This is a genomic window from Acinetobacter sp. A47 (assembly GCF_000805455.1).
Taxonomy (GTDB): Bacteria; Pseudomonadota; Gammaproteobacteria; order Pseudomonadales; family Moraxellaceae; genus Acinetobacter.
In genome coordinates this window covers 509,222-526,571 of sequence record NZ_JSUS01000001.1, presented here as the reverse complement: position 1 = coordinate 526,571, position 17,350 = coordinate 509,222, and the positions used below count along the sequence as shown (strand labels likewise).

At 44.5% G+C, this 17,350-nt stretch carries 15 protein-coding genes; 7 read left to right on the top strand and 8 right to left on the bottom strand.

The genetic code is table 11. The features are described from left to right. Nucleotides 1-7 precede the first annotated feature (7 nt). Both OC23_RS02515 and OC23_RS02510 read left to right on the top strand, forming a co-directional pair. Nucleotides 8-1,762 (top strand): hypothetical protein, encoded by a 1,755-nt coding sequence (locus OC23_RS02515; RefSeq protein WP_038342516.1) that lies wholly within the window; start codon nt 8-10, stop codon nt 1,760-1,762. Next, nucleotides 1,744-3,834, top strand: a complete 2,091-nt coding sequence (locus OC23_RS02510; protein WP_038342514.1) for an EAL domain-containing protein — start codon at nt 1,744-1,746, stop codon at nt 3,832-3,834. Before OC23_RS02515 ends, OC23_RS02510 begins: the two co-directional genes overlap by 19 nt. 99 nt (nt 3,835-3,933) lie before the next feature. Here OC23_RS02510 and rpmE read toward each other — a convergent pair whose 3' ends face one another. The 4 genes from rpmE to OC23_RS02495 all read right to left on the bottom strand — a co-directional run bounded on the left by rpmE (nt 3,934) and on the right by OC23_RS02495 (nt 8,042). Next, a complete protein-coding gene (gene rpmE, locus OC23_RS18655; protein ID WP_004652835.1) occupies nt 3,934-4,158 on the bottom strand; it encodes a 50S ribosomal protein L31 in 225 nt (74 codons plus the stop codon). Between the two features lie 199 nt (nt 4,159-4,357). Beyond that, nucleotides 4,358-5,332, bottom strand: a complete 975-nt coding sequence (locus OC23_RS02505; RefSeq protein ID WP_171194737.1) for a bile acid:sodium symporter family protein — start codon at nt 5,330-5,332, stop codon at nt 4,358-4,360. Nucleotides 5,333-5,466: 134 nt separating this feature from the next. Next, the gene (gene gloA / locus OC23_RS02500; RefSeq protein WP_038342511.1) at nt 5,467-5,868 is read right to left on the bottom strand and encodes a lactoylglutathione lyase; all 402 of its coding nucleotides are present in this window, start codon (nt 5,866-5,868) and stop codon (nt 5,467-5,469) included. Nucleotides 5,869-5,870: 2 nt separating this feature from the next. Next, complete coding sequence (locus tag OC23_RS02495; protein WP_038342510.1) at nt 5,871-8,042, bottom strand: AmpG family muropeptide MFS transporter; 2,172 nt, start codon at nt 8,040-8,042, stop codon at nt 5,871-5,873. 185 nt (nt 8,043-8,227) lie between these two features. Between OC23_RS02495 and OC23_RS02490 the strand changes: the two genes are divergently transcribed. Then, complete coding sequence (locus tag OC23_RS02490; protein ID WP_038342509.1) at nt 8,228-10,864, top strand: Lon protease family protein; 2,637 nt, start codon at nt 8,228-8,230, stop codon at nt 10,862-10,864. A gap of 39 nt (nt 10,865-10,903) precedes the next feature. Here OC23_RS02490 and OC23_RS02485 read toward each other — a convergent pair whose 3' ends face one another. The 3 genes from OC23_RS02485 to surE all read right to left on the bottom strand — a co-directional run bounded on the left by OC23_RS02485 (nt 10,904) and on the right by surE (nt 13,674). Then, nucleotides 10,904-11,833, bottom strand: a complete 930-nt coding sequence (locus OC23_RS02485) for a LysR family transcriptional regulator (RefSeq protein WP_038342507.1) — start codon at nt 11,831-11,833, stop codon at nt 10,904-10,906. Nucleotides 11,834-11,969: 136 nt separating this feature from the next. Then, nucleotides 11,970-12,794, bottom strand: coding sequence for a peptidoglycan DD-metalloendopeptidase family protein (locus OC23_RS02480; RefSeq protein ID WP_038342506.1), 825 nt, complete (start codon nt 12,792-12,794; stop codon nt 11,970-11,972). 109 nt (nt 12,795-12,903) lie between these two features. Next, nucleotides 12,904-13,674, bottom strand: a complete 771-nt coding sequence (surE, locus tag OC23_RS02475; RefSeq protein ID WP_038342504.1) for a 5'/3'-nucleotidase SurE — start codon at nt 13,672-13,674, stop codon at nt 12,904-12,906. 103 nt (nt 13,675-13,777) lie between these two features. On the opposite strand from surE, the gene OC23_RS02470 reads away from it, so the two are divergent. From OC23_RS02470 to OC23_RS02455, 4 genes are all read left to right on the top strand, one after another. Beyond that, entirely contained in the window at nt 13,778-14,152 is a 375-nt protein-coding gene (locus OC23_RS02470) for an MCR_0457 family protein (RefSeq protein WP_038342501.1), read from the top strand. A 472-nt stretch (nt 14,153-14,624) separates the two neighbouring features. After that, the gene (locus OC23_RS02465) at nt 14,625-15,029 is read left to right on the top strand and encodes an MCR_0457 family protein (RefSeq protein WP_038342500.1); all 405 of its coding nucleotides are present in this window, start codon (nt 14,625-14,627) and stop codon (nt 15,027-15,029) included. Nucleotides 15,030-15,156: 127 nt separating this feature from the next. Then, nucleotides 15,157-16,305 carry a D-alanyl-D-alanine carboxypeptidase PBP5/6 gene (gene dacC / locus OC23_RS02460; RefSeq protein ID WP_038342498.1) on the top strand — a complete coding sequence of 383 codons (1,149 nt, stop codon included), beginning with the start codon at nt 15,157-15,159 and terminating at the stop codon, nt 16,303-16,305. A 91-nt stretch (nt 16,306-16,396) separates the two neighbouring features. After that, nucleotides 16,397-16,939 (top strand): gamma carbonic anhydrase family protein, encoded by a 543-nt coding sequence (locus OC23_RS02455; protein ID WP_038342611.1) that lies wholly within the window; start codon nt 16,397-16,399, stop codon nt 16,937-16,939. Between the two features lie 73 nt (nt 16,940-17,012). Here the strand turns inward: OC23_RS02455 and OC23_RS18650 are convergent, their stop codons facing one another. Beyond that, a complete protein-coding gene (locus OC23_RS18650; protein ID WP_081407285.1) occupies nt 17,013-17,309 on the bottom strand; it encodes an FmdB family zinc ribbon protein in 297 nt (98 codons plus the stop codon). Between the last annotated feature and the right edge of the window lie 41 nt (nt 17,310-17,350).

The window sequence follows — 17,350 nt, the reverse complement described above, 5'->3', positions numbered from 1 at the left end:
TAATACAATGATGAATAATGCTTTTTCGGATATTTTTCAAATTCCAACTGTCTTGAGAAGAGACAAGCTCAGCTTTTGCGATACCAATTCAAAAAGTCTAAATGAATGGATTTCCAATTTATCCATCATGCAGTTGGGTGATACCTCCAAAGCATTATTTGCAGCACTGCTTGAACTCAGTGAACTTGAATGCCCTGAAACCTTGCGTTTTGACCTGATTCAGGTGTTGCACCCGACTATTGAAAACGTACTGGGCAGCCTGGAAAAGAATTTCTTTAACCAGGGCGTGATCAGCTCGGATCGTAATGAACACATCATTGAACTGGCCATGCTCTTGCGGTGTTACTTCGCAGCAATCTACATCAATATTGTACGTCGCAGTAATGATCAGCTTGACCAGCAAAAATTTTCCATCTTTGCGCTGAACCAGAAAAAAAACCTGCAAACTGCACGAACGCTGGCGACCTTCCAGTCCTTGCAGCAACTGACCCAACTGCTCTATCAACAACATATGTTGTATAGCGAACCTGTTGCCGGCCAATGGCTTATTGCTCATCAGCTTTATGATGCTGCAGTAACCCATAAATATCAGCACACCAATCTGGATCAGATACAAGGTAAACCGAATGCCTTAAGCAATATCTCGCAAGCCTATGCACAATTGATCCTGATGGATATTTTTAATACCAATCAAATCCGTCAGTCCGAGATTCAGGCTTTATTCCAGTGTAGTTTTGACTGGGCAAAAATGGTTCAGATCCTGACCAAGGAAACAGACCTGACCAAATATGTCGTCGACACGACCAAAGATCACCCGCCCATTTATAATAAAAAACAAAGCTCCGGCTTTAATCCCAATATTTTTATCAGTACCCATAGTCTTCTGGATCATGTCACCGCGACCTTACATAAAAATGCCGAATATGTATCCAAGAACGAGAAGATCTATTTAACCCCTGCATTAAAGTTCCATGTCCAAACCATTCTTGGTACCACGGCAGAACGCCGGCATGAACGCTATGAATATTCAGCACAACTGCATATCTGCTTTGGTTTGCTGACTGCACACTTCTATCTGTCCAAAGCCAAGAATTTTTCTGAAACCTTGTTGCTAGATCATAGTTATGGCCTGCAAAATGAATCACGCTTTATGTCGGCCTGGGACAAAAAAAACGTATCGGACAATCAGGAATCTGCCATACAACGTTTAAGCCGTGAAAGTAAGGCGATCTATCAGGCAGACATACTCGACATCAGCGTAAACGGTTATCGGATCAAATGGTCCGGGGAGGCACCAAAGAACTTAAGAACAGGTGAATACATTTTAGTTAAGGAAACATCACATGGGCATTGGCGTGGCGGTGTCATTCGCTGGCTCAAGCAATCGACCGAAAAAAGTCTGGAACTCGGTCTGGAAGTACTGGCACAGGACATCTTCCCCTGCTCGGTACGAGTTCAGGCAGACCGCCATATCAGCAATTATCATCCGACACTTTTATTAAAAAACCAGAATTTGGATGAAACCAAAACAACTTTAATTTTACCAGGTTCACAAATTTTTCGAGAACACCAGGCTGTTCATTTAAGATTGGGGAAAGAGGAAGTAAAAGTGTATTTATTAAACGCACAATTAATAACCCAGAGTTTTGTTCAATTTGATTTTGAACTGCTGAATGATGAGGAACAACCGATTCTTCAGAAATACATGGCACAAAAGAATATGGACACCATTGATCAAGATTTATGGGAAGCTTTAAAGTGAGAAATTCTTTACTCTCTAAAAAACTAAAACGGACTGAAACACGCGTATTGGTTATTGATGACAACCAGCTTCGTTATAATCAGATTTCAGCATTGTTTACAGCACATGATCATCAAATAAAAGCCACCTTGCTGGATGACCTCAAAACCTTTGAAAAGCAGTTAAACCTGCCATGGGATATTGTCATTTTCGGTCGGGCCTACGACCTGAAAATCGAACAGACACTTTCCCTGATTCAGGCCTCGTCACAACCGAGCTTGCCAGTTCTGCTGCTTGAACCGGAAGACTATCATGCCAGCCAATATGAGGCCTATATCCATAAAGGCATCTATGATGTCCTGAACCTCCAGTCGCCAGAAACATTCTATATCAGTATTATCCGTGCGCTTTCTTATAGCCGTTTAGTACAGGCAGAACATCGTTTGCTCAATGAACTGGAAGCTGCACAGACCCAGGCACAATCGCTGGTCGCCGAAAGCCATAAAGCGGTAGCGATCTTGCAGGAAGGCATCCATCTCCATGTCAATAACGAATATGCCAGCCTGTTTGGTTTTGCCAGTGCCGATGAGTTGGTCGGGCTACCTATCCTGGATGTACTGCAGCCGGAAGATTTAAGCCAGTTTAAACTGCGTTTTAAAAAGATTTCCCAAGGGCAGTTTGAGCAAGGCCGCTTTGAGCTCCGCACCCAGAACCCAGCCGTTCAGCATAATCCGCTGCATCTGGAATTTCTGCCTTCAGGCAATGAAGATGAAGTCCAGCTGAATATTGAATGCAATTCCGGCACTCAAGCGGCTACGTCTCCGTCAGCTCCTGCCACTACAGAAAAAGTTTCTAGCCTGACGGCCGCCTTACAGCATATTAACCGCCAGCTGACCAATCACCCGGCCAATGCCAATGCACTGGTGCTGTTCAGCCTAAGCAATTGTCCAAGTGAAGTTTTCCAGACAGACTGGCGCGGTACCAGAGCCTATTTCGCCAATATTCCTCATTTTATTAAAGAACAGATCAATGTACCGGTGTGCCAGGTTGAACATGGTCTCTATGTAGCCCTCTTTCAGGCAGAATCAAAAAGTGTTCTCAACTCTCTGCTGATGGGTTTAAACAGCTTGCAAAAACCACAGCTGGTCGTGACCGATCACTACACTTTCCCGCTGCACCTGAAATTAGGCTATTGTGAAATTGCCCAGCCTATTGCCGATGAGGTCCGGTTTGAACAGGTATTAACCAAGGCATTTATGGTTCCCCTGCCGGTCTTTAACAGTCCGAAAATCGATGCCGATATTGGCCTGACCACAGAACATATTCCTGTTGCTGTACAGTTAACCCTACTTCAGGAACTCAAAAAGAAACTGGAGACAGGCGACATCCATCTGAAATATCAGCAGCTCTATGACAAGCAGGATCAGCACACCCATAGTTATGAAGTTTCTGGCGGATTTATCTACAATAACCAGTGGCAGGATTTAAACGACCTTGGCGACCTTAAAGACGACCCGGAATTATCCATCCAGCTTGACCGCTGGATTCTGGTGGAAGCCTGCAAACAGTTACACAACTTCATTACCCAATATCCAAAAGCAAAACTGATTGTAAACCTGAACCATCATGTCTTGTTAAATGATAAAAAGCTGCCTGAACTGGTCGCCAAACTGTTAACCATTATTGGAAGCAAACAGGCTCATCCGTTAATCTTGCAGTTCTCTGAACAGGCCTTGCAGCAAAACCTGTCACAGGCACAGCCACAAATCGCGCTATTGCGCCAGCACGGCGCCGAGATTTCTATCCGTGGTTTTGGCGATTCGCTCTATAGTGATTCCATGCTGCAACAAATTGATGTTCAGTACTTGAGCCTGCACGGCAAACTGACCCAAATGCTCAACTCGGAAAAAGACATGGCCACCTTGCAAGAGAAGATCCTGCATTTTATCGGGCAGAAACCTGTTGAAATTTTCCTGACCGAACTCAATGACATGAACCTGTTTGCCAATGCCTGGAATGTCGAAGCACGCTTCTTGCAAGGTAACTATTTCCAGAAAAAACTGGATCGCCTTACTGATGTACAGGATCAATAACCCTTTCTCAGGATTGAGGAGCTGCTGCAAATGTTCCTCAGTCCAATAATCTACAGGCATAAAAAAACGGGCATATTGCCCGTTTTTTCTTTCCTGATATTAACGTTTGATAGAACGTGACATACCAGAGAAACGTTGTTTGAATTTGTCGATACGGCCGCCTGTATCCACATTCTTTTGTTTACCAGTGTAGAATGGGTGGCAAGCTGAACATACGTCAAGGTAAATTGTTTCTTTACCAAGAGCAGAACGAGTTTCGATAACGTTACCACATGAACAAGTAGCAACTAATTTTTCGTATTTAGGGTGAATATCGGCGCGCATGGTCGATGCTCCTATTTAGTAAGAAAGGCTTAAGCTGTTGTCGCAATTGATCACTCTCAATCCGAGGAAAGCAACGTGTCTTCACACGTGCAGATCAACACCACAACAGACCATTTCTTTTGACTCACCGAGACTCTAATGGTCAGAGCAAAGCCAACAAGTGGCAAGCATTATACGCCAATAAATTAAATTTTGCGAACTATTCTTGGGCTGATTTTGACCAGTGGTTCGCAATGATGCCACAGACCATGAGCTGGATTTGATGAAAAATCATAATCGGCAATACAATCATGCCCAAAGGCTGCCCGATAAACAGGATCTGCGCCATTGGTACCCCGCTGGCCAGCGTCTTTTTGGAACTACAGAAAAAGATGGTCACCTGGTCTGCCCGGGTAAAGCCCAACCATTTAGGCAAATAAAGCGCCAGCAGCATCACAACCGTTAATAATACCGAACAAGCCAGAATCAGATAAAGCAAGGTCAGACCGCTTACCTGATGCCACAGACCCGCAATGACGGCGCTACTAAATGCGCCATATACCACCATCAGAATCGAACCCTGATCGAAAGCCTTGACCAGACTTGGCATTTTTACCATATAAGGAAACACATAAGGACGTAATAGCTGCCCTAACACAAAAGGAACCAGCAATAACAGGGTAATCTGGATAATGGACTGGGTTGGATCAAAACCATGCTGACTTTGACCTAAAATAAAATAGCTGACCAGAACCGGGGTAATAAACATACCGATAATATTAGAAAAAGACGCACTGCATACGGCACCAGCCACATTGCCTTTGGCCATTGAGGTAAATGCAATTGATGACTGCACTGTAGATGGCAAGAAGCACATAAACAGGAAACCCCAGTACAGTTGCTGGCCTAATAACGGCTCCAGAACAGGTTTGGCCAATAAGCCAATTGCTGGAAAAATCAAGAAAGTAAAGGCAAATACCACCGCATGCATTTTCCAGTGCAGCATGCCTTCAACCACAGCTTCACGCGAAAGTTTCGCCCCATGCAGGAAAAACAGGATGGCAATTGCAACTGTTGTAAGAATATTAAAATAATGGGCAACCTGACCTGAAACCGGAAAAAAAGTTGCCAGTATCACCATCACAACCAGTAAGATTGTAAAACGATCCAATGCCAGTAATTTCAACATAACGATCCCTATCCACGCTAATAACAAAAAAGCCCAATATGGCGAATAATTCAACCATTTGATCAAATTACTCATCATACTGGGCTATTTCAATAAAGCCAGTGTTTTAGGTCAAAAATCTTCGACCCATCAGGCAAGAATCAGTTGTTATAGGCATCTTTATCTTGCTGGATCAACTCGACTTTATAACCGTCAGGATCTTCAACAAAGGCAATCACGGTAACACCGCCTTTCATAGGCCCTGCTTCACGTACCACCTTACCGCCACGCGCCTTGATTTCTTCACAGGCTTTATAGGCATCGTCTACACCAATGGCAATATGACCATAAGCATTACCCAAGTCATAGCTAGCTGTATCCCAGTTATGCGTAAGCTCAAGTACGGTATTGTCTTTTTCATCGCCATAACCAACAAATGCCAAGGTAAAACGTCCTTCTTCATAGTCTCGCTGGCGTAGCAATTTCATACCAAGCACCTCAGTGTAGAACTTTAAAGACTGTTCTAAATTACCTACCCGTAGCATCGTATGTAACATGCGCATAGTTATTCACCTTTCTGCTGTGTTGTCTGGTTTTCATGGTCACGTAAAAGTTTCGCAACCCAAACCACAAGAACTAAAATTGGGATACCAATTAAAGTCGTCATTAAAAAGAAATTCGGATAGCCAATATTGCTGACAATTGTGCCTGAATAGCCCCCTAGCAATTTAGGCGTGAGGGTCATCAGAGAACTGAAAATCGCATATTGAACTGCTGTAAATGATACGCTAGTCAGGCTAGACAGGAAGGCGATAAATGCAGCGCCCGCCAGACCTGAGGCTAAATTGTCGATAATAATGGCCAGATACAACCATAAAGAACTATAGCTCTTAATCACTTTACCGGAGAGTTCAACAGTTCCAGCCTGCCCAGGATCAATCACCGCCACAGGCTGAATGTCGATATCTAGCGCATCAGCCTGTGGGCCGGTATTGATACGATATTGTCGTGCTGCCAGCAATTGCTGGCCTGTGTCATTTTTCAAATTGGCCAAGGCGGTAATGGTCTTGCTCGCAGAGCTTTGCAAAAGCTTGCCATCCACTGCTCCTGTAAATAACCCATTTGAGTCTAGCTTGGCAACAAATTCCTGTTCATCCAGTTTTAAAATAACCGGACGTTCTGCATTTAAGTCTTCAGCCTTGATCCCTGCCAGTTGCCCCTTGATCACCAGACTCTGCTTCAACTCTTTTGGCGTTAACTGGTCATCATTACTAATCGGCAATAACTGGATTTGCGGCTGCTGCGCAGTGATTAGATAAGGAAGCTCAAGCTGAATTTTGCTCTCAGCCTGTTGCTGGTATTGCGTACTGACCTGAATCTTCTGGGCACTTAACAAGGTCTCGTTTGGCACTTCTAGCTTCCAGTAACCCACCTCATCAGCTTGTACCCGATAATGCTGGTCGCCCACCTGCACTTCAACCTGATCCAGCGGCTTTCCTGATTTTACCAGACCAATAAAAATCAAATTGGTCGAACTTGCCAGCACGGCCCCCACAAACATCAGTTTCATAATGTTCATGCGTTGTGCCAATAGGCCACCCAGAAAACCACCAATCAGGCTAAATAGAACGCCATAGATTTTCACCGCTTCCGCGATCTGCTCTTTACTAAAGTTCAGGTCCTGATAGAACACATTGGAAATCACTCCTGCAATAATGTCGGAGATGCGGTAAAAGCCAATCAGCAGCAACAGTACCAGTGCCAGCTTTACGCCATAGCGTTTAAAGAAATCCAGAATAGGCGCGACCCAAGTTTCTTTTGCCATCTGCTGGTTTACCACACCTATTTTGACCAGCCCGGAACCGATCAGCAATGCAGTGGCGGTAGCGGTTAAAAAGCGGAGTGCTTCCAGACCAAACAAGGTAGCCGTATCTTTAATGCCTGCCGATTTTGCAATAGCCTCAGTCACATTGCCCGAGTAGACATAGCTCACCACAAAGGTAGCGACTGCAATAAAAAAGACCAGAACCAGACGATAATAATCTGTAGATTTGTAGTGTTTATGGACACGACTGACCTGTGGCTCACGCACACATAGCGTCGTTATGATACCCACCGCCATGACCGCAGCCATGGTTAAATAGGTATATTTCCAAGCCTCATAAATATAGTTGCCTTTGGCCGTGCCAAGATAAGCCGCCAGAAACAGGGCACCAGCTCCCGCAACGATCATCCCGATCCGGTAACCGGCATTGTAAGTAGATGCCAGAACTGTCTGCATTTCGGTTTCAGCCAGCTCAATCCGGTATGCATCAATGACAATATCCTGTGTTGCTGCAGAAAACCCCAGTAACACCGCCCCTACAGCCATTTGAATCAGGTAGCTTTTTCCAAGGGCAGGATCAGAAAAAGCCATGATACAGATTGCACAGATAATCAGGCTTTGGGCAATCAATAACCAGGCACGGCGGCGCCCCAGACTTCTGGTCAGGAACGGGACAGGCAATTCATCAATTAAAGGCGCCCAAACAAACTTAAAGGAGTAGCCCAAAGCAGCCCAGCTAAAAAAGGTCACGGCACTTTTATCAATACCGGCTTCACCAAGCCACAAAGACAGGCTAGAAAAAATCAATAAAATCGGTATCCCCGCAGAGAAACCAAGAAATAACATAATCAGGGCACGGCGATCTAAAAAGGCTTTAAATGCCGATGCCCACCCGGTGGCTTGCGTTGTCATTGGTTATTATTTTCCAATAATCTATTAAGTGTGCTTATTCAATCGTTTCTTGCCCTGGCTTGCAAGTTGCTTTATGCAATCATTGTTTTGTTTTGTCGATAAAAAACACAAGTTCGCTTGATCTTTAGGTCTAAAACTGTATACCTTTAATTACTCAACTTACGTTTATGTGTTGGATAGCAACAGTGACCCAAAAACTTGATCAAATGACTGCAACAACTTTATCTTTAACACCAACAAACACAATTACAGCGAAGATCAATTCCTTTCCAAGCGCTTTTGAACAGACGGATATACAACCAACACTGATAAAAACGGCACTACGTGCAGACCAACTTACCCATATTCCAGATCTGGCAGAAATACCAAGCTCAACCAAACGTATTAAACCACTCAACAACTTTCTGGGGCAAGACCGCGCACGCGCCTCGGTTGAAGCCGGTATTGCCTTGCCCTATTCCGGCTATAATATTTTTGCCGTCGGCACAGCGGGGCTGGGTAAGCGCACCATGATCAAGCGTCTGCTACAGCAACATGCCAAGAACATGCAGACTCCGGATGACTGGGTATATGTCAATAATTTTAAAAACCCGAGACAACCGATTGCTTTACGCTTTCCGGCAGGACAAGGCGCCAAGTTCCAGAATGTGCTACAACAGGCCTGGCAGATTATCCTTAAACAGCTAGAGCGCCGTTTTAGTGCCGAAAGTTATCACAACCGCATCGAGCGTATCCGTCAAGATACCGGAAATGTACAGCAACAGGCGCTGGTCGAGCTAACCAAAGAAGGTGAAGAACTCGATTTAAAACTGATTTCACGTAATGACAAACATGTGTTTATTCCAATGCAGCTTAAGGATGATGAATATCATGAGCTGACCCAGAATGAACTGAATACGCTCAGCAGCAAGGAGCGTGCTGAAATCTCGTCAAATATCCGCTATATGGAGAAAAAACTGGAGCGCCTCGGCTTACATCTTGGTGATCTTGAAGATGATGCACGTGATCAGGTCTCTAGTCTGAATCGTGATATCGCAACACAGGTGGTCACTCCCCGGGTCGAGTCAATCCTGAACAAATATAAGGACGTACAAGGCCTTGATGTATATTTAAAGCATTATGCAGAAGATATTATTGACAATGTCGAGCTGATTCTGGAACAGGAAGAAGATGACTTTACTCCTGCACTCTTCAACCGTGTTCCGTCACGCTATCAGGCCAATGTGATTGTATCCAACAAGCCAAATAGTGGTGCACCGGTCATTTTTGAAGACTTTCCGACCCACTACAACCTGTTAGGCCATGTTGAACAGCTCACACATAACGGCACCATTACCACTGACTTTACCCTGATTCGTCCAGGATCATTACATCAGGCCAATGGTGGCTTTCTGATGCTGGAAGCTGAACAGCTGCTTGAACAGCCTTATGCATGGCAAGGGTTAAAACGGGCATTAAAATCGGGGCAACTCAAGCTATCATCTTTAGAGCACATGTTGACTCTGACCGGTAGCATTTCCATTGAGCCCGCATCAGTACCGCTTGATATTAAAGTCGTTTTACTGGCAGAGCCGGAAATTTATTATGAAATTCTGGAAGTCGAACCGGAACTGGGCAGTGTTTTTAAAATCCGTGCCGACTTTACAGATACATTACAACGTAATGACAGCAATGAGCAGGCCTATATGCAGCTGATTGCAGATTATGTTCAGGCAGACAAGCTCTTGCCTTTCGACCGTACAGCACTGGCAGCGTTATTGACAGATTCAAGCCGTCAGGCCGAAGACCAAAGTTCGTTATCTCTGCATGCATCCACACTGGGTGACCTCATTCGCGAAGCACATCATCATGCATTTAAAGCAGGTGACAAGATCGTCACTGAAGAGCATGTCAATCAGGCCCTGCATCACCGTCAATACCGCTTAGGCTATTTACGTGAACTGTACTGGCAAGACCTGTCCCGGGGTACGCAGCTCATCGAGACCTCAGGTCATCGCCTCGGTCAGATCAATGCCCTTTCCGTGATCCATTATGCAGATGTGGAGTTTGGTCTGCCTTCTCGCCTGACCGCATCCGTATATCAAGGTGGCGGGGATATTCTTGATATTGAACGTAGCGTTGAACTCGGTGGTTCCCTGCATGCCAAAGGTGTGCTACTCATGTCGAGTTTTCTCAAAGCACACTTTGGTCGTGAACAGATCCTGCACTTCTCTGCAGCTTTGGCCTTTGAACAAAGCTATGGACAGGTTGATGGTGACAGTGCGACCGTTGCCGAACTTTCGGCACTGATCTCGGCCATTTGCCAGATCCCGATTGACCAGTCATGGGCCATTACCGGCTCAATGAACCAGCTGGGTCAGGTGCAGCCAATTGGTGGTGTCAATGCCAAAATTGAAGGTTTCTATGATGCCTGCAAACTGCAGGGCCTGACTGGCAAACAGGGCGTGATCATCCCGCGTCAGAACATGCAGCACCTGATGTTACGTCAGGACGTCATTGAAGCCGTACAAGCCGGTCTGTTCCATGTACATGCGATTGATACGATTGATCAGGCTTTAGAAATCCTGATGGCACGCCCGGTTGGCACCCTGGATAAAAAAGGCCGCTATACCAAAAATTCGATTTATGCCGCTGTTATGGAACAGCTAGAATACTGGCAGGCGATTGAAGATGGTGAAGCAGTTGAAGAGGATGAACCGAAGAAAAAGAAAAAGCGTAAAAAAACCAAGAAAGATGACCTTGAGGTCAAGGTAAAAACCGAGGAAGACAATACGGTTGAGGCAAAAGCGCTCACACCAAAACAGAAAAAGAAATCTAAATAAGGCAAAAGGCCATGTTTCTTAAAACATGGCCTTTTTTGTTTAAGCTACCCCTTGCAAGGAACGTCCACCAGGCAACTGGGCAAAATATTGCTTGAGTGCATCAATACAACGATGAACCTTCATTGGATATTGTTCACGCTTGGAAGTTAAGGCATGTAAAGTGTAGGCAGGCAATTGCCAGTCTGGCAAAACCTCAACCAGCGAACCATTGACCAGTTCTTTTTGTATATCCATATATAGAATGCGGGCAATTCCGTGTCCCTGCTGACAGAGCGCTTTTGCCACAAAGACATTATTGCTACTCAGACGGGTTTTCATATCTACATTTACAACTTCACCGCTAACGCCATGACGGAAAGCAAAGTGTTGATAATTCTGCATCAAGGTAACCGGGAGTAACTCATGATGACGCAAATCTTCAGGGCGGGTAATCGGTTGGGCCTGATTCAGATAACTTGGAGAAGCCACCAGTACCTGATCAACACGCGCCAAAGGTACGGCACATAATTGATGATCATCCATTTTTAAGCTCATCCGGACAGCGATATCAATCCGCTCTTCAATCAGGTCAATATAACGGTGATCTGCTTCAAAATGAATCGCCAGTCCCTTATGGGCAGACATCCAGTGTGACAATGCAGGAATCACATGCAACGCTCCCAGTTCAGGCGTTGTCGCAATCCGCAAATCGCCGACCAGATCATCACGCAATTCATTGATCCGGATTTTACCACGCTCGGCTGCAGCCAGCATTTCCTGACAGCTGAGAAAAAATGCCTGCCCGGCCTCAGTCAGACTCAGTTTACGTGTTGAACGATGAAGTAAGGTGACATCCATTTCTTGTTCTAAAGAACGGATCTGTTGACTAACCGCGCTGGTTGTAATTCCCAAGTCTCTTGCTGCGCCGCTAAAAGAACTTTTTTCAACAACACAGGCAAAGACCCCCATTGCACGCAATTGATCTAGCATAGACTTCCCTCTTAACTTAATTTATTAATATGCTTATTGTTCTAATGAAAGCAATCAAATCGAGTATACAAGGAAGTCTATTTCTACACTAGGGGGATTATTAATAAATTATTGAAAGTTTATTAATAATCTTTAGTTAATTTGGTAAAACTGTGCTTGGATTCACAGGTTTTCCATCTAAACGAACCTGGAATTCCAGCATCACACGTGAAGCACCGGAAGACCCCATTTCTGCAATTTTTTGTCCTGCAGTCACGTTATCACCACTCTTCACCAGCATTCTGCTGTTATGCGCATAAGCGGTAATATAACCATCAATATGCTTGATCAAAACCAGATTTCCATATTCTTTCAAGCCATCTGCTGCATAGACCACCTGGCCATTGGCAGCCGCGAAAACCGGATCGCCTTCATTGCCACCATAGCGGGTACCTTTGACATTACTCGCCAGGTTAAAAGTCTGAATCACGGCACCATTGGATGGTTTTACCCAACGCAGGCTAGATGCAATGGTAGAAGAAGACGGATTGACAGGCACCGATGGCACCACAGGGCGTGGTACAACCGGTTTTGGTGTTACAGGTTGCTGGGTCGGCAGATTAATACTCTGGCGTTGAATTGGCGCCGTTTGTGCCATTGCCTGAGTAGAAGTTGTACGCTGTGATGCAGAGCCTTTTAAACGTAATGACTGGTTAACATAAATTCGATAAGGCGGCGCAATATCGTTCAATGCAGCAACATCAAGATAATTCAGGCCATAACGATTTGAAATTCCACTTAATGTATCACCTGAACGCACCGTATAGTAGTTTGGTGCAGGCAAAGTATGGCGTACTCCACCATTGACTTGCGGTTTTGATGCACACCCTGTCATAACTGCCACTGTCGCAACCGCCATAGACAAAACGATTGTTTTAATCATTTTCTGTGATAGAAAAAACGAGACATGGTTTAAGTGCATCTTCGCCCTCATCGAAAAAACCTTAATTTATTGGCGCTAAGAGTATCAAAAAAGTGAGAAAAAACGAGTGCTCACTTTCTTTATTCACAAAGTTATAACATACACACCATTAACCATTTACATGCTGATGCAAATTTTCCAGTACCGTGTAGTTGGTGGCATCCATCTGGATCGGGGTAATACTGACATAACCGTTTGACACCGCAAAAAAATCAGACTGGATATCACTGGACACAGGTTGCGGGTCGGTAACAGCCTCACCGGCCAGCCCAATCCAGTACACCTGACGCCCACGCGGATCGACATGGCTGCTGATCGGCTTAGACTGCCCACGGCGTCCCTGATAGGTGATTTGGGTACCCTGGATATGCTCGACGTCCGGAATATTAATATTGAAAATATGTCGTGGCGGTAATACCGGCAAGCCTCTGGCAATGAAATCATGTACCCATTGCGCTGCCTTGGCATAATGTTCAGGTTGTTCATAAGCACGCACATTGGCACCGGCCAATGATACGGCAATCGCCGGATGTTTCATCAACCGGCCTTCAAAAGCCGCACCGACTGTGCCTGAGTATAGAACATCATCTCCCAGGTTTGCCCCGCTATTGATTCCGCTAACCACCAGATCAAACTCAAAATCGAATAGCCCGTTCATCGACAGATAAACACAGTCTGCCGGAGTGCCATTGACCGCCCAGACATCTTTCGATATTTGAACAGGACGCAAAGGGCGATCCAGTGTTAAGGCACTTGAATAACCACTACGTTCGCTTTCGGGTGCAACAACCACGACACGCCCCAAAGGTTTTAACGCATGTGCCAAAGCTTGTAACCCAGGTGCGAACACACCATCATCGTTTGCTATGAGAATATTCACAAAAATCCAGTCTCTACACTATTTACTAAGCAGTTTTTTCAATTGAATTATTCTTTGAATTATATATATTTATGGCTTCCTAGTATTAAAAATTTACGTAAACATGAGACATTTATCTAATTTTATTAAAGTTTTTGGGGTAAGTTTCACGCTATTTACAGCATCTGCTGTATTTGCAGATGAGACGGTTTCAGTCAAAGAAGCAGATGCATTAATCAAAGATGATATTGCCAACGCGCAAGTCCTGATCGAAATGTGTCCTGCCCTGATTGGAAAGAATGCGAAATTTGATCAGAATATCAAAAAAATGGTCGGCACCTACCTCGGCAGTTATTCAGACAAAACTGCGTCACTTGAAAGTTTGCAACAGGATGCTGAATTTAAAGGCCTGTTAAAAGATGCCCGTGAAGCAGCGACCGAGGTCGACAAGGCCGAACAGAAAGCCGTCTGCGAAGAAGTATTAAATTTCCAAGCATAATTGTACGCACCTGAGGTAAATGTGTGGCCTTAAACCTGATCCGTTTAATACCGCACACTACCTGCTACATTCCAGTCTTGTGTTGTTACTATTTTTCTGGCGTTTAAACTCTTCCGGACAATCTTTGCCAGTCCCATCCCCTAAAGGTACTGATAGCTATTTGCTTCCCCTTCCGTATGACATTCAACGGCGCCTTTCTCTGGCAACTCCTGACAATCAAAGCAATTTCACTGAGTCCTGTAATAGCTCCTGAATGTACATTTATTTTCATAAATGCTTGTTAAATATGCCTGCTACAATACAGTCATTCACCTTAGGCGTTATCTTCTGTTGGTACTGAGCAGATTCGGTCTACTACACATCCAAAACCACATTTTCTTCACGTTTCCTACAGCAAGCATACATTTTTTTACGACTTTCTATGCTATAAGTTATTCAATTTCTTTAAGTCTTGTTCTGAGATTGATTTCTTATGCAGAAAAATGTTTTTAAAACACTAGGTTTATCATTGCTCATCGCTTCTAGCGCGCTCGCGCCGACAGCCTTTGCGGCAGACAAAAAATCGGCTGATGCAGAAAAAATCGAAGTAACCCCAACCTCTGATACCGTAACCAAGCAAGAGCTTGCCGCGATCTACGTACTTTCCGAGATTTGTCCGAGCCTGATTGGTAAAGATTTAAAATTTAACAAAGCCTATGACAATCTGGTCAAGGCCTATTTAAATAATGATCCAAAAGCCATAGACACCTTAAATAAACGGGCAAAAGAGAAAGACTTCCAGGAAGCTTTAAAAGAAGCACGTAGTGATGCAAAAGCGGCATCGGATAGTGACAACCGCCAAATTTGCGATGATGTCCGTAATTATTATTCGAAATAAACTGAGCAATTAAGGTTCAGGTTACAATACTGTATGAAAAAGCCGATTTCCCCCGTAGAAGTCGGCTTTGCTTTATCCTAAAATGCTAGGCTCGTCTGCTTCATACAAGATATTGGAACCACCTAGAATGACTCAAAAAAGCGCTCTTGCTGCATTATTACTTTTGCCAAGCTTTTCATATGCAGCAACTGTCTTATCCGCTCCACCAGAATTAAATAATAAATCCTATGTATTGATGGATTACGAGACCGGACAGATTCTCGCTGCCAAAAACGAAAATGAAAAACTGGCCCCTGCTTCAATGACCAAAATGATGACAAGCTACATCATTGAGCAGAAACTTTTAAAGGGTGAGCTGACTGAAAACGAACAGGTACGCATGAATGAATCGGCGTGGTGTCGCGGCAGCAGCTCTGAATCATGTATGTATGTCCCGCTTAATGGCACGGCAACCGTGCTGGAAATGTTACGGGGCATTATCATCCAGTCTGGCAATGATGCGTCTAAAGCAATGGCTGAGCATATTGCAGGCAATGAAGGCACTTTTGCCCACATGATGAACCAGGAAGCAAAACGTATCGGAATGGTGAACACCCACTTCATCAACTCGACCGGTATGCCGGCTGAAGGTCATTATTCAACAGCCAAAGACATGGGTATCCTTGCACAGCACATCATTAAAGACAGTTCCAAGTATTACCCGATCTATTCAGAAAAAGAGTTTACTTTTAACGGAATTAAACAAGGCAACCGTAATGCCCTGCTTTATACCGATCCAAGTGTAGATGGCCTAAAGACAGGTCATACCGATGAAGCCGGTTTCTGCCTGACCACATCAAGCAAACGCGGGCCAATGCGCCTGATCTCGGTGATCTTTGGCACACCAAGCATGAATGAGCGTGCCAATCAAACCCGTACACTTCTGGCTTGGGGCTTTGCAAACTTTGAAACAGCCAATGTTCAGCCTGCCAATCAGGTTCTTGCAAAAGCAAAAGTCTGGTTTGGTAAAGAAGATGAAGTTCAAATCGGGCTGGCCGAAAACTTTAACGTGACCATGCCAAAAGGTCAGGCCGATAAAATCAAAACCCAGCTGGTTGTTCAGCCAAAGCTCAATGCACCTTTAGCCAAGGGTCAGGTAGTGGGTAAACTGGTTGCCAGTCTTGATGGTAAGGTCATTGCAGAGAAACCGCTAGTGGCATTAAAACCTGTTGAAGAAGCCGGTTTCTTCGCCCGCATGATTGACCATATCAAAATGTTCTTCAGCAACTTGTTCTAAATTTCAGGATAGGTAGATTAAGCATTCATGCGCTTGGGTATGAATGCTTTTTTATTTTATAATTGCCCTAAATTTTCAAGCGAACGCCGCCATGCAAAAGAACATTCGTCCCTATCTCGACCAGAAACCTGATGTTGATCCAAGCTGTTATATCGATGACATGTCGGTTGTTGTAGGTGATGTCAAACTCGCTGAAAATGTGTCGGTCTGGCCTTTTGCCGTGATTCGTGGTGATGTGAATTCAATTCAGATTGGTAAAAACAGCAACGTACAGGATCATTGCATGTTGCATGTCAGCCATAAGAATCAATCTAAACCGAATGGTTCTCCGCTGGTGATTGGTGAAGATGTAACGGTTGGACATCATGTGACCTTGCATGGCTGCACCATTGGTAATCGTGTCCTGATCGGAATTAATACCGTGGTGTTGGATGACGTGATTATTGAAGATGATGTAATGATTGGTGCCGGGAGTCTGGTACCACCACGTAAAGTGTTAAAAAGCGGTTATCTGTATGTGGGCAGCCCGGTTCAACAGGTGCGTGCATTGACCGAAAAGGAAATGGAATTTTTACCTTACTCGGCACGTCACTATGTGAAAGTGAAAGATAATTATTTGAATCAAGATAACTAGTTTTTAAAGTCAGCATAAAATCCTCATTAAATGCTGACTCAACTTAACGACTAAAACGCCAGCAACGTAAGTATCAAACTTCACATAAAGAGCAATTCACACCTCGGCAATTATGCAGCACAGATGTCCGAGCACTTTTTTTATGGGTACCCGGCCCCTCAACCAAGGGCCCTGCAAGTTGCTCTGCACTTGATGACGGTCGCCATTTATCTTTGACCGCTATCTTTTGGTGTCCCGTTATCATTGGCCTTAATAACATGGTGTGCTGGCAATAGGGACAGGACGTATGATCTCTTGCAATACTGGCCATCGGAACATTCTTCTCAAAAATCCCTTCACAATGTTCACATCTAAAATCATATAGTGGCATCTTAAAATCCTTATTGAACGATTAACTCTGCATTCCCCTAG